At 72.3% G+C, this 23,697-nt stretch carries 18 protein-coding genes and 1 tRNA gene; 11 read left to right on the top strand and 8 right to left on the bottom strand.

Translation table 11 applies throughout. From position 1 onward, the window contains the following. Positions 1-102: 102 nt before the first annotated feature. Together AB0L06_RS40005 and AB0L06_RS40010 are read left to right on the top strand one after the other, a co-directional pair. The gene (locus AB0L06_RS40005) at positions 103-1,089 is read left to right on the top strand and encodes an ATP-binding cassette domain-containing protein (protein ID WP_500236572.1); all 987 of its coding nucleotides are present in this window, start codon (positions 103-105) and stop codon (positions 1,087-1,089) included. Then, the gene (locus AB0L06_RS40010) at positions 1,086-1,862 is read left to right on the top strand and encodes an ABC transporter permease (protein WP_500236573.1); all 777 of its coding nucleotides are present in this window, start codon (positions 1,086-1,088) and stop codon (positions 1,860-1,862) included. Before AB0L06_RS40005 ends, AB0L06_RS40010 begins: the two co-directional genes overlap by 4 nt. 90 nt (positions 1,863-1,952) lie before the next feature. Here the strand turns inward: AB0L06_RS40010 and ilvA are convergent, their stop codons facing one another. The 3 genes from ilvA to AB0L06_RS40025 all read right to left on the bottom strand — a co-directional run bounded on the left by ilvA (position 1,953) and on the right by AB0L06_RS40025 (position 5,635). After that, on the bottom strand, positions 1,953-3,230 hold the full coding sequence (ilvA, locus tag AB0L06_RS40015) for a threonine ammonia-lyase (RefSeq protein WP_500236575.1): 1,278 nt from the start codon (positions 3,228-3,230) through the stop codon (positions 1,953-1,955). 189 nt (positions 3,231-3,419) lie between these two features. Beyond that, a complete protein-coding gene (locus AB0L06_RS40020; RefSeq protein WP_500236577.1) occupies positions 3,420-4,472 on the bottom strand; it encodes an ROK family protein in 1,053 nt (350 codons plus the stop codon). Next, positions 4,469-5,635: an FIST signal transduction protein gene (locus tag AB0L06_RS40025; RefSeq protein WP_500236578.1), complete on the bottom strand. Its 1,167-nt coding sequence runs from the start codon at positions 5,633-5,635 to the stop codon at positions 4,469-4,471. The genes AB0L06_RS40020 and AB0L06_RS40025 overlap by 4 nt, the downstream gene beginning before the upstream one ends. Positions 5,636-5,786: 151 nt before the next feature. Here AB0L06_RS40025 and AB0L06_RS40030 point away from each other — a divergent pair, with 151 nt between their 5' ends. The 4 genes from AB0L06_RS40030 (at position 5,787) to AB0L06_RS40045 (ending at position 10,247) form a co-directional block, all read left to right on the top strand. After that, complete coding sequence (locus tag AB0L06_RS40030; protein WP_500236579.1) at positions 5,787-7,175, top strand: sigma 54-interacting transcriptional regulator; 1,389 nt, start codon at positions 5,787-5,789, stop codon at positions 7,173-7,175. A 29-nt stretch (positions 7,176-7,204) separates the two neighbouring features. Beyond that, positions 7,205-9,238: a vWA domain-containing protein gene (locus AB0L06_RS40035; RefSeq protein WP_500236581.1), complete on the top strand. Its 2,034-nt coding sequence runs from the start codon at positions 7,205-7,207 to the stop codon at positions 9,236-9,238. 120 nt (positions 9,239-9,358) lie between these two features. Continuing rightward, a complete protein-coding gene (locus AB0L06_RS40040; RefSeq protein WP_500236583.1) occupies positions 9,359-9,628 on the top strand; it encodes a hypothetical protein in 270 nt (89 codons plus the stop codon). 133 nt (positions 9,629-9,761) lie between these two features. Further along, entirely contained in the window at positions 9,762-10,247 is a 486-nt protein-coding gene (locus tag AB0L06_RS40045) for a hypothetical protein (RefSeq protein ID WP_500236585.1), read from the top strand. A gap of 64 nt (positions 10,248-10,311) precedes the next feature. Here the strand turns inward: AB0L06_RS40045 and AB0L06_RS40050 are convergent, their stop codons facing one another. Next, complete coding sequence (locus AB0L06_RS40050; protein WP_500236586.1) at positions 10,312-11,421, bottom strand: alpha/beta hydrolase; 1,110 nt, start codon at positions 11,419-11,421, stop codon at positions 10,312-10,314. A gap of 133 nt (positions 11,422-11,554) precedes the next feature. Next, positions 11,555-12,721, bottom strand: coding sequence for a cystathionine gamma-synthase (locus AB0L06_RS40055; protein ID WP_500236588.1), 1,167 nt, complete (start codon positions 12,719-12,721; stop codon positions 11,555-11,557). Positions 12,722-12,883: 162 nt separating this feature from the next. Between AB0L06_RS40055 and AB0L06_RS40060 the strand changes: the two genes are divergently transcribed. Next, positions 12,884-15,049, top strand: a complete 2,166-nt coding sequence (locus AB0L06_RS40060; protein WP_500236589.1) for an MMPL family transporter — start codon at positions 12,884-12,886, stop codon at positions 15,047-15,049. Positions 15,050-15,290: 241 nt separating this feature from the next. On the opposite strand, the gene AB0L06_RS40065 is transcribed toward AB0L06_RS40060, so the two are convergent. Next, on the bottom strand, positions 15,291-16,673 hold the full coding sequence (locus tag AB0L06_RS40065) for a cystathionine beta-synthase (RefSeq protein WP_500236591.1): 1,383 nt from the start codon (positions 16,671-16,673) through the stop codon (positions 15,291-15,293). Positions 16,674-16,859: 186 nt separating this feature from the next. Here AB0L06_RS40065 and AB0L06_RS40070 point away from each other — a divergent pair, with 186 nt between their 5' ends. From AB0L06_RS40070 to AB0L06_RS40085, 4 genes are all read left to right on the top strand, one after another. Next, positions 16,860-17,873 carry an SGNH/GDSL hydrolase family protein gene (locus tag AB0L06_RS40070; protein ID WP_500236593.1) on the top strand — a complete coding sequence of 338 codons (1,014 nt, stop codon included), beginning with the start codon at positions 16,860-16,862 and terminating at the stop codon, positions 17,871-17,873. Between the two features lie 404 nt (positions 17,874-18,277). Next, positions 18,278-19,741 carry a PQQ-binding-like beta-propeller repeat protein gene (locus AB0L06_RS40075; protein ID WP_500236595.1) on the top strand — a complete coding sequence of 488 codons (1,464 nt, stop codon included), beginning with the start codon at positions 18,278-18,280 and terminating at the stop codon, positions 19,739-19,741. A gap of 210 nt (positions 19,742-19,951) precedes the next feature. Further along, entirely contained in the window at positions 19,952-21,169 is a 1,218-nt protein-coding gene (locus AB0L06_RS40080) for an acetyl-CoA C-acetyltransferase (protein ID WP_500236597.1), read from the top strand. A 230-nt stretch (positions 21,170-21,399) separates the two neighbouring features. Further along, positions 21,400-21,627 carry a DUF4287 domain-containing protein gene (locus AB0L06_RS40085; protein ID WP_500236598.1) on the top strand — a complete coding sequence of 76 codons (228 nt, stop codon included), beginning with the start codon at positions 21,400-21,402 and terminating at the stop codon, positions 21,625-21,627. Between the two features lie 383 nt (positions 21,628-22,010). Here the strand turns inward: AB0L06_RS40085 and AB0L06_RS40090 are convergent. Together AB0L06_RS40090 and AB0L06_RS40095 are read right to left on the bottom strand one after the other, a co-directional pair. Next, a tRNA-Leu gene (locus AB0L06_RS40090) sits at positions 22,011-22,086 on the bottom strand. Positions 22,087-22,449: 363 nt separating this feature from the next. Further along, on the bottom strand, positions 22,450-23,697 hold the full coding sequence (locus tag AB0L06_RS40095) for a class I SAM-dependent methyltransferase (RefSeq protein ID WP_500236600.1): 1,248 nt from the start codon (positions 23,695-23,697) through the stop codon (positions 22,450-22,452).

The following is a 23,697-nucleotide window of genomic DNA, read 5'->3' on the forward strand; positions in this document are numbered from 1 at the left end:
GAAGAGCGTTGAGGGGCGGCCCACCGACATCGGGGGCCGCCCCTTCATCATGGCCACCTGTAGTCGACTCGTGACTCTATGATGTCTCCCCAAGGGGGCAACGTGACCGAGAACGTGATCGTCGCCGAGGGGCTGGTCAAGCGGTTCGGAAAGGTCCATGCGGTGTGCGGGGTGGACCTCGCCGTCCCCGCCGGGACCGTGCTCGGCATGCTCGGACCGAACGGCGCGGGCAAGACCACGACCGTGCGGATGCTGACCACCCTGCTGCGTCCGGACGGCGGACGGGCCCTGGTCGGAGGGCACGACGTGGTGGCCGAGCCGGACGCCGTCCGCACCATCATGGGGCTGTCCGGGCAGTACGCGGCGGTCGACGAGTACCTCACCGGACGCGAGAACCTGGACATGTTCGGCCGCCTGTACCACCTGCCGAAGCGGGTGGCGGCGGCGCGGGCGGAGGAGCTGCTCGAGCGGTTCCGGCTCACCGAGGCCGCCGACCGCCCCACCAAGACCTACTCCGGCGGGATGCGCCGCCGCCTCGACCTGGCCGCCGCGCTGGTCGTCCGGCCGAGGATCATCTTCCTGGACGAGCCGACCACCGGCCTCGACCCGCGCGGCCGCAGGGGCATGTGGGAGATCATCCGCGACCTCGTCCGGGACGGCGCGACGCTGCTGCTCACCACGCAGTACCTCGAGGAGGCGGACGAACTCGCCGACGACATCGTCATCATCGACCACGGCGAGGTGATCGCGCGCGGCACGTCCGACCAGCTCAAGGCGCAGGTCGGCGGCGAGCGGGTGCAGGTCACCCTGCCCGGTCCGGCGCTGGTGCGCAGGGCCGCGGCGGCCGTCCTCGGGGTCACCGGCGAGCCCCCGGAGGTCGACGTGCAGACCAGCACGGTGTCCGCGCCCGTCCGGCAGGGCACGCGCAGCCTGGTCGCCATCGTCAACGCGCTGGACAAGCACGGCATCGAGGCGCACGACGTCGGACTGCGCCGCCCCACCCTGGACGAGGTGTTCCTATCGCTCACCGGACACAAGGCGGAAGAAGCCGAGGAAGCCGAGGAAACGGAAGCGGCGACACAGGTGTGAGCCACGTGCTCACCGACGGCTGGGAGATGACCAAACGGCACCTGCGGCAGGTCCCGCGCATTCCTGAGCTCATGTTCTTCTCGCTGGTCCAGCCGGTCATGTTCGTGCTGCTGTTCCGGTTCGTGTTCGGCGGCGCGCTCCGGATGCCGCCGGGCGTGGACGCCGTCCAGTACCTCATGGTCGGGACCTTCGCCCAGTCGATGACGTTCGCGACCGCCGGGATCTCCACCGGACTCGCCGACGACATGCAGAAGGGCCTGATCGACCGGTTCCGCTCGCTGCCGATGGCGCGCTCGGCGGTGCTGGTCGGCCGGATGGGCTCCGACCTGGTCCGCAACATGTTCGTCGCGGCCGTCATGGTGCTGGTCGGCCTGCTGGTCGGGTTCCGGTTCACCGGCGGGTTCTGGGGCGCGCTCGGCGGGTTCGGGATGTTCGCGGCGACGGTCCTGGCGTTCGGGTCGATCGGCGCGTGGATCGGGCTGTCGGTGCGCAACACCGAGGCCGCCAACATCGCCGGGATCATCTGGCTGTTCCCGCTGACCTTCACCAGCAACGCGTTCGTCCCCCTGGAGACGATGCCGCACTGGCTGCGCGCGTGGGCCGAGGTCAACCCCGTCACCAAGATCGTGAACGCGACGCGCGGGCTGTTCATCGGCCCGCCCGTGTTCCACCCCTTCCCCGCGGTGTGGGAGGCGCTGGCCTGGTGCGCCGGGCTGATCGCCGTCTTCGGGTTCCTGGCCGTCCGCCAGTACCAGCGCGCCAACTCCCGCTGACCCCGCCCGGACCGGACGCGCGGTCAGGGCGAACGCCGGGTCAGGGCGAACGCGGGATCAGGGCGAACGCGGGATCAGGCGGGCGCGGGGTCAGTTGCCGATGGTGAGGGTGTAGCCGCGTTCGCGGAGGCGGCGGGTGACCTCTTCGCTGTGCTCGGTGCCGCGGGTCTCCAGCTGGAGCAGCACCTCGGCCTCCTCGACGGGGAGGCGGGCGGCGATGCGCTCGTGCACGACGTCCAGCACGTTCACGCCGAACCCGGCGAGCTCGCCGAGCAGCGTGACCAGGGCGCCCGGACGGTCCTTCAGGCGGCAGCGGACGACCAGGTACCGGCCCGCGCCCGCGAGGCCGTGCCGCAGCACCTTCGCCATCAGCAGCGGGTCGATGTTGCCGCCGGAGAGGATCGCCACGACCGGCGTCCGGACGGCGTAGGAGTGCTCCAGCAGCGCCGCCACGCCCGCCGCGCCGGCCGGCTCGACGACCTGCTTGGCACGCTCCAGGCAGAGCAGCAGGGCCTGCGAGATGGACTCCTCGGTCACCGTGACGACGGCGTCGAGCAGCTCGCTGACCAACTCGTACGTCAGGTCTCCGGGGCGTCCGACGGAGATCCCGTCGGCCATCGTCGGCTGGAGGTCGATCCGCACCGGGTGCCCGGCGGCCAGCGACGCGGGGAACGCGGCGGCGCGCTTGGCCTGCGCCCCGACGATCTTGACCGGATGGTCGGCGGCCTGCTTGATCGCGGTCGCGACCCCGGACATCAGCCCGCCGCCGCCGACCGCGCCGACGACCGTCCGGACGTCCGGGCACTGCTCCAGGATCTCCAGGCCTATCGTGCCCTGCCCGGCGACCACGTCTTGATGGTCGAAGGGGTGGATGAACACCGCGCCGCGTTCCTCGGCGTACTCGGCGGCGGCCTCCAGGCAGTCGTCGACCGTGGGGCCCGGGAACACCACCTCGGCGCCGTAGCCGCGGGTCGCGGCGACCTTCGGCAGCGGCGCGCCCACCGGCATGAAGACCGTGGCCTTCGCTCCGAGCATGGACGCGGCGAGCGCGACGCCCTGCGCGTGGTTCCCGGCGCTGGCCGCCACGACACCGCGCGCCCGCTCCTCCTCGGAGAGCCGGGCGATCCGCACGTACGCGCCGCGGATCTTGAACGATCCGGTGCGCTGGAGGTTCTCGCACTTGAGCAGGACCGGCCCGCCGATCGCCTCCGACAGCGCGCGGGAGGGGATCAGCGGCGTCGGCACGGCGACGGCGGTGAGCAGCTCACGCGCGTCCTGGACGTCTTCGAGCGGGACGGTGACCACCCCCGCATCCTGCCACGCGCCCCACCCCTCGCAGCACCCCGGATGATCGTTCTTCTCGATCACCCCCGCACCGCCTCACAGAGCCGCGGCCGAATACGCGCCGGGTGACCCCAAGGGCACCCCGTGGCACGCGAGCCCGAGAACACCTCTGGCACGCGAACTCAAGGGACCCCTGCCACCTCACGTCTCAAGGGGCCCCTGCCGCCTCACGTTCTTCGGCGGTCGGGCCCGCTTCGGTTCGCCCCCGGGCGGTCAGTCGGCGGACCAGTACTTCTCGGCCTCGACGACGAGGGCGGCGGCGCCGACCAGGCCGGCGGTCTGGCCGAGGGCGGCGGGGACGACGCTGACCCGGCGGGCGTAGTCCATGCGGGCGTAGGTGCGGAGGGTCTCCTCGAGGGGGTCGAACAGGAGGGCGCCCGCCTGGGAGATGCCGCCGCCGATCGAGACGACCTCCAGGTCGCAGAGGTGGGTCGCGGACGCGATGGCGAGGCCGAGGGCCCGGCCCGCGCGGCGCATCGCGGCCTGGGCGACGGGGTGGCCACGCCGGGCGTCGTCGGCGAGGGCGACGCCGGTGGTGCCGGGCCAGCCCTGTTCGCGGGCCCAGTTCACCAGGGCCGGGCCGCGGGCGATGGCCTCGAGGCAGCCGCGGCCGCCGCAGCCGCAGGGCGGGCCGTCCGGGTCGACGACGATGTGGCCGATGTGCCCGGCGTTGCCGCTCGCCCCGTCGATGAGGTGGCCGTTCATGATGAGGCCGCCGCCGACGCCGGTCGACACGACCATGCCGAGCATGTTGTCGCGGCCCCGGCCCGCGCCGCGCCAGTGCTCCCCGATCGCCAGGCAGATCGCGTCGTTGTGGACGCGGACGGGCATCCCCGGATAGGTCTCGCTCAGCCGGTCGCGGAGCGGGAAGTCGCGCCAGGCGGGGATGTTCAGCGGGGAGACGTGCGCGTCCGGCCAGGTCATCGGGCCGCCGCAGCCGACGCCGACACCGGCCAGGTCGGGCCCGCCCGCCTCGGCGAGCAGCTTCTCCAGCAGCGCGGCGAGCGTGCGCCACAGGCCCTCGGCGTCCATCGACGGGTTGTTCGGCGTCGGGACGCGGTCGTACACCGCGATCCGCCCGCCGGGCTCCACGACGGCGGCGGCGAGCTTGGTGCCGCCGATGTCGATCGCGAGGACGGGCGCGTCGGCGTCCCGCGCGGGGACCGCCTGCGGGGCCGTCTCCCGGATGGGCGCGGGCACCGCCGTGAGGACCGCCTCCCCGCCGGCCGTCTCCACCGAGGGACGCGGGACGAGCGTGCTGGTCACTGGACGTCTCCCGAGGGTCCGAAGGCGAGGATGGAGGCGGTGAAACCGTGCACGTGGTTGCGTCCGCCGACCGGCCCGATCTCCCCGGCGGCGAAGAACCCGCCGACGCCCGCCGTGCCGCCGAACGCGCGTGCCAGCAGCTTCGCGTCGTGGTCGGAGTCGGGGAACATGGCCTGGCCTCGCCCGTTGCAGGAGAACAGCAGCGCGCCCTCGACGGGCGCGAGGTCGAACCGTTCGAGCAGCTCGGCCAGGTCGGCCTCGGCCGCGTCGGCGTCACGGACCTGGAACCGGACCGTGCGGCCGATGTCGACGACGTCGCCGATCGCGATGGCGCCGGTGTCCTCGTCCGCACCGACGACGCCCCGGACGAGGAAGTCGCCCTGCTCGTGCTCGTCGGCGTACTCGTCCATCGCGACGCCGATCAGCAGGCCGCGGCCGGCGAGCTCCTGCTCGTCCGGCGAGAGCGCGAGCACGACCTCCTCCAGCTTCGACAGCGCGGGCGCGCCCGCCAGCTCGTAGAGGACGTTCTCGTCGGCCTTGGTCACGACCATGTCCGGGCCGATCGGACGCGCGCCCTGGCTGACCACGGTCGCCGCGTTCACCTCACCGCCGAGGACGACCCCGACTGCGCCCTCGCTGAACGCCTCGCCGTTGACGAACACCCGGGTGGAACCGCGTTCGGGACCGTCCGCCAGGCCGCCGACCAGCGGCAGCCCCGGCATCGCCTCGCCGGACCGCTCGACGAACGCGTCGACCGGGAAGGTGAAGGGGTCGGCCAGCAGCACGCCCACCACGTCGTCCTCGCCGGTCTCGGGCATGCCGACGACGATCAGCCGGTCCTCGCCCTTCAGCGTCTCCAGGCGGAACGGCGTCAGCAAAGCGTCCGGCAGGACCGCGGCCCAGGCGCTCACCGCGCCCCGCCCCTCGACGCCGCGGCCCGCGCCGATCACCCCGGCCGCCGAGCAGCCGAGGAACACCCGCGCCCCGGCCGTCTCGTACGCCCGGCGGGCCGCGGACTCGATCTCGTCCGGATCCCCGCCGGAGACGAAGACGCAGACCAGGTCGGGTGCGGCGGACAGCTCGGCGCGGGCCTGACGGACGGCGGTCTCGGCCGCCTCGGTCAGGTCCGGGCCGGACGCCAGCCCGTCACCGAATCGGGCCATCGGTCCCCCCTATCTCCTACGGTCACCTTCCAGTCTCCCCGCTCGACCGGGTGCGACGCGAACCCCGCGCCGCCCTGTGGACGACCAGCGCGTCCGGACGTCCTGCCACAAAGGGGTTCCGGACGGCCGAAGGCGACGTAGGGTCGTTCGCGTGCGTGCATCCACACCTCGCGAGAGCACACTGGGCGAGCTGCGCACCAGCGGCCACCAGTACGAGACCGTGAAGGAAGAGATCCACCGGAACCTCCTGGTCCGGCTGAGATCCGGCGAGCCCCGTTTCCCGGGCATCGTGGGCTTCGACGACACCGTCCTGCCCCATCTGGAGCGTGCCCTGCTGGCCGGGCACGACCTGGTGCTGCTGGGCGAGCGGGGCCAGGGCAAGACCCGGCTGATCCGCACGATCGCCGGGCTGCTGGACGAGTGGACCCCCGTCGTGGGCGGTTGCGAGATCAACGACCATCCGTACGCGCCCGTGTGCGTGCGGTGCCGCCGCCTCGCCGGCGAGCTGGGCGAGGCCCTCCCGGTCGCCTGGCTGCACCGGGACGACCGGTACGGCGAGAAGCTGGCCACCCCCGACACGTCCGTGGGCGACCTGATCGGCGACGTCGATCCGGTGAAGGTCGCCGAGGGCCGGACGCTGGGCGACCCCGAGACCGTCCACTTCGGGCTCGTCCCGCGCACCAACCGGGGCGTGTTCGCCGTGAACGAGCTGCCCGACCTGGCCGAACGCATCCAGGTGTCGCTGCTGAACGTCCTGGAGGAGCGGGACGTCCAGATCCGCGGCTACGCGCTGCGGCTGCCCCTGGACGTGCTGCTCGTCGCGTCCGCCAACCCCGAGGACTACACCAACCGCGGCCGCATCATCACTCCGCTGAAGGACCGGTTCGGCGCGGAGATCCGCACCCACTACCCGATCGAGCTGTCCGACGAGCTGGACCTGGTCCGCCAGGAGGCCGAGCTCGGCGCGGGCGTCGAGGTCCCCGAGCACCTGCTCGAGGTCGTCACCCGGTTCACCCGGCTCGTCCGGGAATCGACGGCCGTGGACGCCCGTTCCGGCGTGTCGGCGCGGTTCGCGCTGGCCGGGGCCGAGACGGTCGCGGCCGGGGCGGTCCGGCGCGGCGCCCTCGCCGGAGAGGACCGTGCGATCGCCCGTGTCTGCGACCTGCCCGCCATCGTCCCGACGCTGATGGGCAAGGTCGAGTTCGAGGTCAGCGAGGAGGGCCGCGAGCAGGAGGTGCTGGAGCACCTGCTGCGGCGCGCGACCGCCGAGACCTTCCGGCGGACGCTCGGCGGCGCCGACCTTTCCGGCCTGCTGGACAAGTTCGACTCGGGCGAGACGGTCGAGTCGGGCGAGCTGGTCTCCGCCGAGGAGCTGCTGCGCCGCACCGGCCCGGTGCCCGGCCTCGGCAAGATCGTCGAGCGGCTCGGCATGTCCGGGGAGTCCCCCGGCCAGGCCGCGGCCGCACTGGAGTTCGCGTTGGAGGGGCTGTTCCTGACCCGGCGCCTGTCGAAGGACGACACCGGCACCTACTCGTTGTGAGACACAGCCCGTGACCCTTTGAGGTTGGCATGAGCCGTTACCGGTACGGGGCGTACACCGAGGGCCCGGACCCGCTCGCCCCGCCCTACGACGTCCGGGAGGCGCTGGACGCGCTCGGCGACTCGGTGCTGGAGGGCACCCGGCCCGGCGACGCCCTGCGCGAGCTGCTCCGCCGCGGCCTGCCCAACGACGCCCGGAACCGGCGCGGGCTGGACGACCTGCTCCGCGAGGTCCGCGAACGGCGCCGTGAGCTGCGGCAACGCGGCCGGGTCGACGGGACGCTGGAGCAGGTCCGCGCGCTGCTCGACACCGCGATCGGGCAGGAGCGGGCCGAGCTGTTCCCGGATCCGTCCGACGACGCGCGCCTGCGTGAGGCCGAGCTGGACGCGCTGCCCTCCGACACCGCGCAGGCCGTCCGGCGCCTGTCGGACTACCAGTGGCGCTCGGACGCCGCGCGCGAGACGTTCGGGCGGCTCAAGGAGCTGCTGCGCAGCGAGATCCTGGACTCGCAGTTCGAAGGCATGAGGCAGGCCCTCTCGAGCCGGGATCCGGCCGCCATGGAACGCGTCCGGGACATGATGGCCGAGCTCAACGGCATGCTCGACAAGGACGCGCGCGGCGAGCACACCCAGGACGACTTCGACCGGTTCATGCGGGAGTACGGCGAGTTCTTCCCGGAGAACCCCTCCGATCTGGAGGAACTGGTCGACTCGCTGGCCCGCCGCGCCGCCGCGATGGACCGGCTCATGGCGTCCCTGACGCCCGAGCAGCGCGCCGAGCTGTCCGAGCTGATGGACCAGGTCATGCGGGACGCGGGCCTCTCCCTGGAGATGACCCGGCTGTCGGAGTCACTGCGCGCCCGCCGTCCCGACCTGGCCTGGGGCACACCCGAGCGGATGACCGGGGACGAACCGCTCGGCATGGGCGACGCCACCGGGGCGCTCGCCGAGCTCGCCGACCTGGCCGACCTGGAGGCGTCGCTCGGCCAGGACTACCCCGGCGCCCGGCTGGACGACGTGGACGAGGAGGCCGTCCGGCGCGCGCTCGGCCGGTCCGCCGTCGACGATCTCGCCGCCCTGCGGAGGCTGGAGGCCGAACTCGAGCGGCAGGGCTACCTGCGGCGCCGCCGGGGCGAGCTCGAACTGACCCCCAAGGCCGTCCGGCGGCTCGGCGAGACCGCGCTGCGCCGGGTGTTCTCGCAGCTCACCGCGGGCCGCTCCGGCGACCACGACCGGCACGACGCGGGCCAGGCAGGCGAGCTGACCGGCTCGACGCGCGAGTGGCGGTTCGGCGACGAGCAGCCGATCGACGTCGTCCGGACGGTCTCCAACGCCGTCCGGCGGTCCGCGATGACGCCCGCGGAGCCCGCAGAGGCCGCGGAGCCCACCGGGCCCGGCGCGCGCGACAGGCGGGGGGAGCGTGGCGGGCTGCGCGCGGTGAAGCTCAGCGTGGACGACTTCGAGGTCAAGGAGACCGAGCGGCGCAGCGCCGCCGCCGTCTGCCTGCTGGTCGACCTGTCCTACTCGATGGTGCTGCGCGGCACCTGGGCCGCCGCCAAGCAGACCACGCTGGCCCTGCACACGCTGGTGACCAGCAAGTTCCCGCAGGACGCCATCCAGATCATCGGGTTCTCCAACTACGCCCGCGTGCTGCACCCGACCGAGATGGCGGGCCTGGACTGGGACATGGTCCAGGGCACCAACCTGCACCACGCCCTCATGATCGCCGGACGGCACCTGGACCGGCACCCCGACTTCGAGCCGATCGTCCTGGTGGTCACCGACGGCGAGCCGACCGCCCACCTGCGGCCGGACGGCCGGTCCTGGTTCGACTACCCGCCGTCCGCCGACACCCTCGTCCTCACCACGGCCGAGGTGGACAAGATGACCCGGCGCGGCGCCGCACTGAACTTCTTCATGCTCGCCGACGACCGCCGCCTGGTCGCGTTCGTGGACGAGGTGGCCCGCCGCAACGGCGGCCGGGTCTTCGCGCCCGACGCCGACCGGCTCGGCGAGTACGTCGTCAGCGACTACCTGCGCGTCCGCCGCGGCGGACGCCGCTGAACCCGACCGTCGGACGTTGACCCGGCTTTGCCGAGGAACAGGGTTACCCGCCGATCACACCGGGGAGTCAATACCCGGAGTGACCATTAGGGCACCGCGAGTGCCATCGGAGGGGAAATAGTGACGACGTACCGACGACCGCTCCTCAGCGTGATCGCCACCGGGTTCGGCGCAGCCGCCCTGATCGCGCTCGGCTCCGGACCGGCGCTCGCCAGCGACGGGCCCATGGGCCACCATGGGCACCACATGCACATGTTCATGCATCACATGCACATGCACCACCACGGCATGGGCCACCACGGCATGGGCCACTGGGGCTGCCCGCCCGGCCCGATCAAGGACGGCGGCCACTGCCGGCCGCACTACCCGCCGCTGCCTTCCACGCGCTAACGGGGATGCCCCATTCGGCCGGTTCCGCCTGACGCGGTTCCGTCCGGGCGGCCGCCCGGCGCTCCCGCGCCGGGCGGCCTCCACTGGTTCCAGGGTCCCCGCCCTCAGGATCCCCGCAGGTTAGGGTCGGGGCATGTCGAGTTCCGACCGTCTGCTGCTGACCCTGCACATCGGTTCCGCGATCTTCGCCCTCGGGCCGCTCACGGCCGCGACCATGTCCACGCCGCGCTACATCCGCAAGCGGGACGTCGCGATCGTCCGGTACCTGAACCGGACGACGACGATCTACGCCTTCGGGTCCCTGGCCATCTTCCTGTTCGGGCTGATCCTGGCCAGGGGCGACCTCGCCAAGGTCTGGCTGTCGGCGTCCATGACGCTGTTCATCGTGGCGCTCGTCCTGCTGTTCCTGGTGGAACGCGACCAGCGCAAGGCCATCGGCCTGCTGGAGGCCGCGGCCGCCGGAGCGCCCGCCGCGTCCGAGGCCGAGGAGAAGGCCAAGGGCAAGGGCAAGGGGACGTCCGGCGAGGTCGCCGCCGTCGAGCGCGGACGCATCGCCGCGCTCTCCGGGCTGATCGCCCTCATCTGGATCGTCATCCTGATCCTGATGGTGTGGCACTGACCCGCACGACGACGAAGGGGCCGCGCCCGGAAGCGCGGCCCCTTCGACGTTGGTCGAGCGCCGGTCAGGCGGTGCGGGCCTTCAGCCAGGCCAGCAGCGTCGGGTAGACGGTCGGGTCGATCAGCAGCGCGCCGCCGTGCATGCGGCCCGGGACGGTCTTGACCGTGACCGGCACGCCCGCGGTGCGCAGCGCGCCCGCGAGGGCGGTGCTCTGCGTCGCCGGGACGAAGTCGCGGCTGCTGTGGAAGAGCAGCATCGGCGCGTCCCCGCGCGAGACGTGCGAGGCGGCGTTCGCGTCGTCCAGCTTGTTCCAGCAGGACGTGGCGGCCGCGTTCGGCTCGCAGCCGACGAGTTTGTCGACCGCGCCGCGCAGCTTGCGCTGGGAGGCCGTCGCGTCCGGGGCGCCGCCGTCCTGGAAGGCCAGGTAGGGCGTGTTCACCGGGGAGAGCGCGGCCACGCCGCGGACCCGCTCGGCCCCGTCGCCCAGGGTGCCGAGCTGGGTCGCGAGCAGCCCGCCGGCGGACGACCCGAGCACCGCGACGCGGTTCGGGTCGAGGTTGAAGTACTTGGCGTGCTTGCGCACGTAGGAGAGCGCGGCGACCGAGTCGTCGCGCTGCGCGGGCCACTGCGCGGCGCCCGCCAGCCGGTAGTTCGCGGCGAACACGGTGAAGCCCTGCGAGGTGAGGCGGCGCGCGAGGTACTTCCAGGAGCCCTTGTCGCCCTCCAGCCAGTACCCGCCGTGCAGCAGGAAGACGCCGGGACGGGCCTTGGCCTTCTTGTCCTTGGCGCTCGCGGCCTGCCAGTAGACGTCCACGCGCTGCCGGGCGTCCTTGCCGTAGGCGAACGTCCTGAACTTCGGCAGCTTCGGCGTGACCATGACGGCCTTGCCGGTCACGGTCGCGCTCGGGTCGGCCGAGGGCGCGCCGGAGGGCGTCGTCGCCGGGGAGGACGTCCCGGTCGACGGGGTCTCGGAGGGCGTGTCCGTCGGCGACTGCGACGGGTTGCCCGCGTCGTCGTCGTCCGGCGCGGTCGGGGGCGGGGACGCCGGCGGGGACACGGGCCCGACGGACGTCGAGGGAGTGGGAAGCGGGGACGCGTCCGCGTTCCCCGGCACCGACGCGGCGGACACGCACGCCGCGGCGAAGGCCGCGCCGCCGACCAGAACTCTGCGCACTCCAACCCCTTCCGGACACCCGCTTCCGGGCGATCCCGGGCACATCATACGACTTTGATCATCCGCGCCGGCCGTCCCCGGCCCACCCTCCCGGCGGGCCGGGGATCTACCTGCGCCTCAGCGGAGAAGAAGATCAGCCGAGCGCGCGCTCCAGGTCGGCGAGCAGGTCGTCGACGTCCTCGATGCCGACCGACAGCCGGACGAGGTCGGACGGTACCTCCAGCGGCGACCCGGCCGCGGACGCGTGCGTCATCCGTCCCGGGTGCTCGATCAGCGACTCGACACCGCCGAGGGACTCACCGAGGGTGAACAGCTTGGTGGCCTCGCAGATACGGACGGCTTCCTCTTCCGACCAGGTGCGGAACGAGACCATGCCGCCGAACCGCTTCATCTGCTTGACGGCGACGTCGTGGCCGGGGTGGTCCGGCAGGCCCGGGTAGAGCACCTGCTTGACGGCGCGGTGCGCGGTCAGCATCTCGACGATCTTCTCGGCGTTGTCGCTGTGCCGGTCCATCCGGACGCCGAGGGTCTTGATGCCGCGCAGCGTCAGCCAGGCGTCGAACGGTCCGGCGACCGCGCCCATCGAGTTCTGGTTGAACGCCAGCCGCTCGCCGAGCTCGGTGTCGCGGACGGCGAGCGCGCCGCCGACCACGTCCGAGTGCCCGCCCATGTACTTGGTCGTCGAGTGGACGACGATGTCGGCGCCCAGCGTCAGCGGCTGCTGCAGGTAGGACGAGGCGAAGGTGTTGTCCACCACCAGCAGCGCGCCCGCGTCGTGCGCGACGGCCGCGAGCGCGGCGATGTCGGAGATGCCGAGCAGCGGGTTGGTCGGGGTCTCGACCCACACCAGCTTGGTCTCCGGGCGGATCGCGGCCCGCACCGCCGAGACGTCCCCCAGCGGGACGGGGTCGAAGGAGACCCCCCACGGAGCGGCGACCTTCGCGAACAGCCGGTAGGTGCCGCCGTAGGCGTCGTTCGGGATGACCACGTGGTCACCTGGGCGCAGCAGCGTCCGCAGGATGGTGTCCTCAGCGGCCAGGCCGGACGCGAACGCCATCCCGCGCGTCCCGGCCTCGATCGCCGCGACGCACTCCTCCAGCGCCGTGCGGGTGGGGTTGGCGGAGCGCGAGTACTCGTACCCCCCGCGCAGCCCGCCGATGCCGTCCTGCTTGTAGGTGGAGACCTGGTAGATCGGCGGAACGACCGCGCCCGTCGTCGGGTCCGGCTCCTGGCCGGCGTGGATCGCCAGCGTCTCGAATCCCTGCTCAGGGGCGTTGCCCTGGGGTACCTCGTTGTCCATAGGCATGAGGTTATCCACCCCGCCCCCCTCCCAGAGGAGGAGGCCATCCCCCCCAGGTATGGCCCGCCATTTCGGCTCACCGGGTGACCAAACCGGCTCGCGGGATCCCTACCGTTATGGAGTAGATCCCCGGTCACTTACCCCTTCTTCAAAGGATTCTGCATGTTCGCACGTCTTGGGCGCGTGGTGGTCAGACACCCCGTGTGGACGATCCTCGCCTGGCTGGTGGTGGCCGGTGCGCTCATCGCCCTTGCCCCGAGCCTGAAGACGAAGTCCGACCAACAGGACTTCCTGCCCACCAAGTACGAGTCGATCCAGGCCGCCAAGCTGGGCGAGTCCGCGTTCGCCAACAAGGACGACCAGAAGACGACGCCGGCCATGATCGTCTTCAAGCGGTCCGACGGCGGGAAGCTCCAGCCGGCGGACACCGCGAAGATCAAGCAGGTCGCTCAGGCCGTGCAGGCCAAGCACATCCCGGGTGTGACCGTGGCGCAGGCGATGCCCGCCGCGGCCAACGGCAAGATCCAGGTCATCGCCGTCCCGCTGCGCAACGACTTCGACCAGAAGATCCGCAAGCAGGGCATGGAAGCGGTGAAGCAGGTCCGCACCGAGACCACCGCGCAGCTGCGCGGCTCCCCGCTGTCCTACGGCGTGGCCGGTGACCTGGCGTCGCAGGTGGACAACGAGAAGTCCGACAGCAAGACCATGGCGATGATCGGCATCGCCACCGTCGCGCTGATCGTCATCCTGCTCGGCATCATCTTCCGCGCGCCGCTGGCGGCGCTGCTGCCGATCATCATGATCGGCCTGGTCTCGGCGGTGTCGAACGCGGTCACCGCGATCGTCGGCAACGCGTTCAACCTGAACTTCGACAAGGGCTTCAGCGAGATCATCATCGTCGTCCTGTACGGCATCGGAACCGACTACATCCTGTTCCTGCTGTTCCGGTACCGGGAGCGGCTGCGGCTCGGCGAGGACAAGAAGACCGCCATGATCACGGCGGTCGAGCGGGTCGGCGAGGCCATCGCGTCCGCCGCGGGCGCGGTCATCGTCGCCTTCCTCGTGCTGCTGCTGGCCTCCTTCAAGGCGTTCGGCGGTCTCGGCCCGCAGCTGGCCATCGCGGTCGCGGTCATGTTCGTCACGTCCCTGACCCTCGTCCCGGCGGTTCTCTCGCTGATCGGCACGGCCGTGTTCTGGCCGTCCAAGTCCTGGAAGAAGCAGGCCCGCGAGGGCATCTGGGCCAAGCTGGGCAACGGCGTCGGCCGCCGTCCGGTCGTCGCGGTGGTCGCGTCCGGCATCGTGCTGGTCGCGCTCGCGGTCTCTGCGCTCGGCTTCAAGGCCGACTACGACTTCGAGGGCAGCGCCCCGCAGAACACCGAGTCCGCCAAGGCCATGAAGGACCTGCGGTCCGGCCTGCCCGCGGGCATCCTGAACCCGACCGAGGTCTTCGTCAAGAGCAGCTCGCCGCTGGCCAAGCCCGCCCTGACGGCCTACCAGGCCAAGCTGAAGACCATGCCGGGCGTCGGCGAGGTGCGCCCGCCGCAGCTCAACGGCGACCAGACCGTCGCCAAGTACGACGTCCTGCTCACCAAGAACCCGAGCTCGAACGAGGCCATCAGCATCGTCAAGGGCCCGTTCCGGAACGCGGCGCACGCCGCGGCCCCGGACGGCACCAAGGTCCTGGTCGGCGGCACCACCGCGGTCTTCGCCGACATCAACAAGATCAACAACCGGGACCTGTCGGTCATCCTGCCGGTCGCGGTGGCGCTCATCGGGATCATCCTGATGCTGCTGCTGCGCTCGCTGGTCGCCCCGATCTACCTGGTCGCGGCGGTGCTGCTCGGCTACGCGGCGACGCTGGGCGCGAGCGTGCTGCTGTTCCAGAACATCGAGAACAAGCCCGGCCTGATGTTCCAGCTGCCGATCATCCTCTACCTGTTCGTGCTGGCGATCGGCACCGACTACAACATCCTGATGATCGCCCGGCTCCGTGAGGAGGCCCGCGAGGGCAACGACCCGCGGCGCGGCGCGGCCCTCGGCATCCAGCACGCGGGCCCGACCGTGGCGGCCGCGGGCGTCATCCTGGCCGGCACCTTCGGCGTCCTGGTCCTGTCGCCCCAGTCGATGACCGCCCAGATCGGCTTCGGCGTCGCGATCGGCATCCTGCTCTCGGCCTTCGTGATGTCGGCGTTCTTCGTCCCGGCCATCACCGCCCTGCTCGGCCACAAGGCCTGGTGGCCCGGCCGCACGGACGCCACCCGCCCCGTCCAGCCGCCGCAGGACCCGATGGCCGGCGCCCCGTACGCCCCGACGGGAAGCCGCTACTAGAAGACGTCGGGACGCGCGCCGGGACCATCCAAGCCGCCCACACCCCCGGCGCGCGCCCCGACCCGGGGAAGGCCAAGGCCCCGGAACCCATAGGGTTCCGGGGCCTTGTCGCACCCACACCCCACCCCGCGTACGCGCGGGGGGTGGAGGAATGGGGACGGCCCTCCCCTTGTGGGGAGGGCCGTCTTCACGCCGTGCGGCCTGGAGCGCTGGCGGAGGGCTGCGCGGCCGGGGTCTTCGATCAGTGGGCGGCCAGGAAGGCGATGAGATCCTGGCGGGTGATGAGGCCCTTGGGCTTGCCGTCCACGAGGACGACGGCGGCGCCGGACTTCTCCAGGACCGGGACGGCCTTGGTGACCGGCTCGCCGGAGCCGATGGTCGGCAGGGGCGCGGCCATGTGCGACTCGACCGGCTCGGAGAGGCGGCCGCGGTCGCGGATCAGCAGGTCGAGCAGGTCGGACTCGCTGACCGAGCCGATCACCTCGGCGGCCATGACCGGCGGCTCCTCCTTCATGACGGGGAGCTGCGAGACCTCGTACTCGCGCATGATCGCGACGGCGGTCTGGACGGACTCGTGCGGGTGGGTGTGCACGAACTCGGGGAGCGCGCCGCCCTTGCGCAGGAGCACCTCGCCGACCGTGGACTCCTCGGTCGGAGCGGCCAGGAAGCCGTAGTTGCTCATCCACTCGTCGTTGAAGATCTTGGAGAGGTAGCCGCGGCCGCCGTCCGGGAGCAGGACGACGATGACCGCGTCGTCCGGGGCCTCCTCGGCGACGCGGAGGGCGGCGACGACCGCCATCCCGCAGGAGCCGCCGACCAGCAGCGCGTCCTCGCGGGCGAGGCGGCGCGTCATGGTGAAGGAGTCCTTGTCGGACACGGCGATGATCCGGTCGCAGATCTCGCGGTCGTAGGCCTCGGGCCAGATGTCCTCGCCGACGCCCTCGGTGAGGTAGGGACGGCCCGTCCCGCCGGAGTAGACCGAGCCCTCCGGGTCGGCGCCGATGATCTGGACCTTCCCGCCGGAGATCTCCTTGAGGTAGCGGCCGGTGCCGCTGATCGTCCCGCCGGTGCCGATGCCCGCGACGAAGTGCGTGACGCGGCCCTCGGTCTGCTCCCAGATCTCCGGGCCGGTCGTCTCGTAGTGCGAGCGCGGGTTGTTCGGGTTGGTGTACTGGTTCGGCTTCCAGGCACCCTCGATCTCGGTGGCGAGCCGGTCCGAGACCGAGTAGTAGGAGTCCGGGTGCTCGGGGGAGACGGCGGTCGGGCAGACCACGACCTCGGCGCCGTAGGCGCGCAGGACGTCGATCTTGTCCTTGGCGACCTTGTCCGGGCAGATGAAGACGCACCGGTAGCCGCGCTCCTGCGCGACGATGGCGAGGCCGACGCCGGTGTTGCCGGAGGTCGGCTCCACGATCGTCCCACCGGGCTTGAGCTGCCCCGACTTCTCCGCGGCGTCGATCATCCGGACCGCGATGCGGTCCTTCACCGAGCCACCGGGGTTGAAGTACTCGACCTTCGCGAGCACCTGCGGCCCGGCCGGCCGGGTGATGCCACGGGTCACGTTGCGCAGCCGGACCAGCGGCGTGTTGCCCATCAGTTCGACGAGCGAGTCATGCACCTGCATCGCGACATCCTTGTCGTGATCAACGAAGCGAAATCCGGATGACATCCCAGCACGGCAGTGTTTACCGAAGTAGGAGGGAATACGGTTTCGGATGGATTCCGGTTCCCGACGGTAGCCCAGTTGGACCTGGCCGGGTATCTCCACCCTACGGGGGCGGAGGCCCTGCTCTGACGGAGGGTGACGACGATGGCGGGAGCGTTCACCGCGCGACGCGTGGCGGCCGCGGCGGCCTACGGCGGCGGAGGGATCACCGCGCTGAGCGGGATCACGGTCGGCCTGGTGGCCATGGAGGTCAGGTTCGCCCGCCGGCTCATCCAGGCCACGCCGAACGGTGATCCGCCGCGTGCGGACGGCGTGTACGGGGCCAGACTTCCAGGCGAGCCGCTGTCGTTCGCGATGCTGGGCGACTCGACGGCCGCCGGCCTCGGCGTCCACTCCCCCGGTGAGACCCCGGCGGCGCTGCTGGCGGACGGCCTGTCCTCGATCTCCGGGGCGCCCGTCCTGATGGTCAACGTCGCCAAGTCCGGCGCGCGCTCGGAGGCCCTTGCGGACCAGGTCGAGCGGGCGCTGGCCGCGGCCCCGCAGATCGCCGTGATCATGATCGGCGCGAACGACGTGACCTCGAGGGTGCGCTCGGCCGACGCCGTCCGGCACCTGGCGCGGGCGGTCGAGCGGCTGCGCGAGGCGGGCGCCCAGGTCGTGGTCGGCACCTGCCCGGACCTCGGCTCGGTCAAGCCGCTGATGCAGCCGCTGAAGTGGATCGCGCGACGCGCCAGCCGGCAGCTCGCCGCCGCCCAGACGATCGCCGTCGTGGAGCGCGGCGGACGTTCGGTCTCCCTCGGCGACCTGCTCGGACGCGAGTTCGCCGCCGATCCGGCCGGGATGTTCAGCGAGGACAGGTACCACCCGTCCGCGCGGGGCTACGCGGCCGCCGCGATGGCGCTGCTGCCGTCGATGGCCGCCGCCCTCGCCCTCGAGTCCGAGCATGAGCCGCTGCCGGACGCGCGGCGCGGCGAAGGCGTCCTGCCCGTCTACCTGGCCGCCGCCGAGGCCGCCGAGAAGCCGGGCACCGAGGTCAGCGGCGCGCGCGTCGGCGGCCACGACCGGGGTCCGCGGGGCCGCTGGGCCACGCTGCTCCGTCGTGCCAGGCGCGTCCACCGCACACCGCCCGCGTCCGCAGCCGGCCCCCGCGCCGCCTGACCCGCACCCGCAAGTCCGACCAGCGAATCCCACTGGGCTGGGGGTCCCGCTGGGCTGGGGGTCCCGCTGGGCTGGGGGTCCCGCTGGACGGGAGTTCCCGCTGGCGGGGTTCCTACTGGTCGGTGGTTCCTACTGGTCGGTGGTTCCCGCTGGGCGGGTGGTTCCCGCTGGGCGGGTGGTTCCCGCTGGGCGGCGATCCCTGCTAGGCGGGGTCCCGCTGGGCGGCGGTCCCCGCTGGGCGGCGGTCCCCGCTGGGCCGGGGCTCCCGCTGGCGGGGGTCTTGGGGAATTCGGGAAAGTGCCTCCGTTGTGTGTTCGCGCTGCTACTTTCCGCACCGATCGGTCCGTCCGGTGTGGGAGTGAGGAGCCGCCATGGGCTCGTGCGGGATGCGGAAGGCGCGTTGGGTGGGAGCCACGGCGGTGTGCGCGGCGCTCGCGGGGTGCTCCGGCGGCGGCTCGAGCGATGCGACGGGGTCCCGGGGCTGGTCGGCGGCGGGGCTGGACGTGGTGAGCAAGGCCGAGATCCGGGACGGGATCGCGGCTGTGACGGCGCTGCGTCCGGACGGTGCGCTGGAGACCGACACGTTCGACCTGGCCAGGGGCAAGCGGCTGTGGGCCAGGCCGGCGACGATGCTCGGCCGGACGCCGGACCAGGGCGTCCAGCCTCCGGCGATGCCCGGACGGTTCGTCGCGACGGTCGAGCCGGAAGGCCGGGGCGTGCCAGAAGGCCGCAGCAGGGCAGAAGGCCACGGCGAGGTGGAAGGCCACAGCGGCCCGGAAGGCCGGGCCGAGGCGGAGGACCGGGGCGCACGGGAGGGCCGGGCCGGGGCGGAAGGCCCCAGCGGGGCAGAAGGCCGGGGCGGAGCGGACGGCCGGGGCGGGGTGCTTGTTGCGCGCGACGCTCGGACCGGGGTGCTGCTCTGGACCAGGGACGTTCAGGGGACGTTCGGTCCGCAGGCGTGCGGACCGATGCTGTGCCTCACCGAGCGGACGGGCGGGAAGGACACCCGTTTCGTGGCGCTCGACCCGTCCGCGGACGGCAGGGAGCTGTGGCGCATGGACGGCGTCGCCGAGGTCGAGTGGGCGGACGCGTCGCGCGTGGTCGTCCTCCGCATGACGAGGCATCCGTCGCTGGAGGCCCATGACCTGCGCGGCGGCGGGACGCTCTGGACGTTTCCGGTCGAGGCGGCCGTGGGGAACGGCGTGGACCTCTCGGGCGGGTGGGCGTTCGGGTCGCTTGGCGCGTCCATCGTCGGCTACATCGGCCCTGACCAGGGCGAACGTGGTCAGGCGCCCGCCTCGTTCGGGTTCTTCTCGGTGCGGCTGGCGGACGGCGTCCTCGTCTGGAGGCGTCCGAGGCGGCTGCGCGTCTACCCGAGCGCCAGCCCCGCGGTCGGGCTGATCACGCGTTCGGTCACGGCGGACGGCGGGGACGGCGGATTCGAACGGCTCGACCCGGCCACCGGCCGGACGTCCGCGACCGTCCCGGCGGACCGCGCGCCGCGTTCGGCCTGGTCGCTGTCCCTGTCGTCCGATATGACCCGAATCGGGTTCCTCACTCCGGACCGTCCGGGACGGGCGGTCGCGCTGGACAACGCCGCCCCGGTCCAGGCGCGCGGGCTGCGCACGTGGTCGTTCTGCGCGGTCCGGCCGTCCGCGCTGAAGATCACGGGGCAGCCCGGCTTCTACCCGACCGCCCCGCTCTGCGGCTACGACCTGGGCAGCGGCCGGCGGCTCGCCGACCCCGGCCCGCCACCCGGCTGGTACACGGGCTCGACCGACGGCTGGCGCGTCTGGCGGGACGAGTCGGGCACGCTGCACGCCCTGCACGACGCGAAGGGCACCTCGCCCGGTATGTACGGCCCCTGACCCGTCCCGGACGCTCCGCGCTCAACGTTCGCTTCCTCCCGGAATGAGTGTTCGGACGAAGCCGTCGCTCACTTCGGAGGAAGGGTCGGACCCGGCGTGTACGCGTCCCGGCGGCAGCGGCTACATTGCGGAGGTGACCGGCGAGTAACCAGGCAACGCCGGCCGGTACGAGACCGGACCGGAAGGTCCCGCAGAACAGGGAGTCACGCAATGCCCGAGGCAGTCATCGTCGCCACCGCGCGTTCCCCCATCGGACGGGCCTTCAAGGGGTCGCTGAAGGACCTGCGCCCCGACGACCTCACCGCGCGCATGGTCCAGGCGGCCATGGCCAAGGTCCCGCAGCTCGGCCCGGACCAGATCGACGACCTGCTGCTCGGCTGCGGCCTGCCCGGCGGCGAGCAGGGCTACAACATGGGCCGCGTGGTGTCGGTGCTGCTCGGCTGGGACAACGTGCCGGGCGCGACGATCACCCGGTACTGCTCGTCCTCGCTCCAGACCACCCGGATGGCGCTGCACGCGATCAAGGCGGGCGAGGCCGACGTGATCGTCTCGGCCGGCGTCGAGATGGTGTCGCGCTTCGCCAAGGGCAGCTCGGACGGCCTGCCCGACACGCAGAACCCGCTGTTCGCCGACGCCGAGGCGCGCACCGCCAAGCTCGCCGAGGGCGGCGGGGTGTGGACCGACCCGCGTGAGAGCGGCGCGCTGCCGGACGTCTACATCGCGATGGGCCAGACCGCCGAGAACGTCGCGCAGGCGTACGGCGTGACCCGCCAGGCGCAGGACGAGTTCGGCGTCCGCTCGCAGAACCTCGCCGAGAAGGCCGCGGAGAACGGCTTCTGGGCGCAGGACATCACCCCGGTCGAGCTGCCGGACGGCACGGTCGTCAGCAAGGACGACGGCCCACGCGCCGGCACCACCTACGAGAAGGTGTCCCAGCTCCAGCCGGTGTTCCGGCCGGACGGCACGGTCACCGCGGGCAACTGCTGCCCGCTGAACGACGGCGCCGCCGCCGTGATCGTGATGAGCGACACCAAGGCCGCCGAGCTGGGCATCACCCCGCTCGCCCGGGTCGTGTCGACCGGCGTGTCCGGGCTGTCGCCGGAGATCATGGGCCTCGGCCCGGTCGAGGCGTCCACCCGGGCCCTGGCCAAGGCCGGGCTGAGCATCGGCGACATCGACCTGGTCGAGATCAACGAGGCGTTCGCGGCGCAGGTGCTGCCGTCCGCCGAGCAGCTCGGCGTCGAGATGGACAAGCTGAACGTCAACGGCGGCGCGATCGCGGTCGGCCACCCGTTCGGCATGACCGGCGCGCGGATCACCTCCACCCTGCTGAACAGCCTGAAGTTCCACGACAAGCAGTTCGGCCTGGAGACCATGTGCGTCGGCGGCGGCCAGGGCATGGCGATGGTCGTCGAGCGGCTTTCCTGACCCTCGCCCTGGCGCGGAGTCGGACGCGCCGTCCGGCCGCGTGAACGTGTGTCGTCGAACCAGCGTGGCCCGGGTTTTCACGGAGAACCCGGGCCACCTGCATGTTCACCCGCGTCCATCACTTTGCGAATGATCTACGTTACGTGATGGATAGGTCCGCGTTAGGGGGTTGTCACATCCGGGCAGGTGTTGCACAGTCGGCTGAAGAGCCCCGCGACATGGAGGTGCCTATGACACTGAACCACTCGCCGGAGACGCACACCAAGCTCATCGCACGCATCCCCAAGGTCACCGGACGTGACATCCCCGAGTGGTTCACCACCATCGAGAACGGTCCCTCGTTCCTGCGCTGCGACGAACGCACGACGTGGCTCGCCGCGGAACACGGACTTTCTCACGGCTACGCCGCCGCCCTCGTGCGCGAGCATGAGCGTGCCCGGCGCGAGCGCCACTACTGAAGAGCTCCCGACACAGAGACGACCGAAGAACTTCGCGGGAACCCGCCACCGGACAGCCCCCGCCGTCGCGCCGCTACGCGAGCGCGACCGTGGCGCCGAGTTCCCGTAGACGAGCAGCCCCTCGCCGGTCTCCGCTTCCGGCGAGGGGCTGCTCGCCGCTTCCGGCGAGGACTGCTCGTCCGGTTCCGGCGAGGACTGCTCGTTCGGTTCCGGCGAGGACTGCTCGTTCGGTTCTGCGGGTGACCTGACTTTCGGCGCGAAATGCCGGGAATGGACGCGTCGCACGTTCGTCCAGACGCCTTCGAAGGCGTGGCTCGCAGGGCGCGCCCCGAGGTTCCGTGATCCCTGGAGGCCCCCGGCCGCCGAGGGGGCCGGGGGCTCACTGGTGCCCCTGGTCGGATTCGAACCGACACAAAAGCTCTTTTAGGGAGCCTGCCTCTGCCGTTGGGCCACAGGGGCGCGCGTCAGCATACCGGCGGTACGTGGAATTCACCGGAAGTAATTCACGACCGTGACCCGTTCAACGTCCAGAACCACCGGTTCGCCGGGTGAAAACGCACGTTCAAGGTCCATTGACCGACTTCGGCGCCGCGAAAACCGGCCCGGTTCAACGAACCGGCACCGGCGAACGGAGGCACCGACACGACCGGCGGACGGGTCGATGGGATCGACGGACTCGGCGGACGCGGCGGACGGACGAACGCCGGTCGGAGACGAACGCGATCAGGGCGAACACGGTCGGGGCAGACGCGGTCGGGGCGGGGCGGAGTCGGCGGACGGGGCGCGGTGGACGTGTGGGGTGGACGTGTGGAGTGGGCGGGGTCAGCGGCGGAGGACGGCGCGGTCCTCCACGAGAGTGGTTCCGGCGCGGCCGTCGCGGTCGCGGCGGACGGCGGTGATCGCGTGGACGCCGACCCGTCCGCTCTCGCAGGCCAGGGCGGACGCGGCGAGATAGAGAAGCCATACGCGGGCGCGTCCGGCGCCGGCGCGCTCGACGGCGGTCGGCCAGTGCAGCCGCAGGGCCGCCGCCCAGGCCCGCAGCGTCCGGGCGTGGTGCTCGCGGAGGGCGGCCGTTCCGCGCACTTCGAGACCGGCCTCTTCAAGTCCGGCGACGATCGACCCCAACGTTCTGAGCTCGCCATCCGTTGGAAACATATAGGAGGTGGTGAAGGTGCGACGGATCTGGTGCGGCCCCGGGCGGCGCGTCTGCTGCTGGAGGAGCAGGCGGCCGCCGGGCGCCAGCAGCTCGTACAGGCGGGCGGACGGCGGGTCGAGCGCGTCCACGCCGGCGAGCCCGGCGATAGCGTCGAACGGGCCGTCCCCGGCGACGCTCAGGTCACCGACGCGCGCGTCCACGGGCAGGTCGGCGCACCGCTTACGGATGTGCTCGGCCTGCTCCGGGGTCCGGACGAGCGCGACGACGCGCGCGCCGTGCTCGGCGGCGGCGTGGTGGGCGAACGCTCCCCAGCCGCCGGAGAGATCCAGCACGCGCGCGCCGGAGAAGAGGCCGAGCCGTTCGCCGACGGCCCCGATCGCGGCGCGCTGGGCGTCCTCCAGATCGACGGCCTGGTCCCACATCCCCGTGGAGGTCGCCAGGCACGGTCCGAGCATCTGGGTGAAGAAGTCGGCGGGCGCGTCCAGCGGCCCGGACACGTCCCGCGTGTCCCCGGCGGGGAACTCCTCGGCGGGCGGGCGCGGCTCGGTGCCGACCGCGCCGAGCATGACCGCCGTCCGGACGATCTCGCGCTTGTCCTCGCCGCTCAGCCGGATCGGCTCGTCCCCGATCCGCATCACCTGCTGGACGGCCTCCAGCGCGTCGAACACGTCACCCTCGATGTCGAGCTCCCCCGCGACGTACGCGCGCACGAGCCCGATCTCGCCCGGCTTCCACAGCATCCTGCGCAGGGCCCTGCGGTGCCTCACGACGAAGGCGGGAGCCCCCTCAGGGCCGACCGAACTTCCATCCCACGCCTTCACCCGGATCGGCAGCTCCGCGGCAGGCGAGTCCGCCTCCCCGAGCAGGATCCGCGCCAGCAGCGGCCCCAGCCGCCCGGCGACGCCCTCACTCAC

The sequence above is a fragment of the Spirillospora sp. NPDC052269 genome (assembly GCF_040679435.1).
Classification (GTDB): Bacteria; Actinomycetota; Actinomycetes; order Streptosporangiales; family Streptosporangiaceae; genus Spirillospora.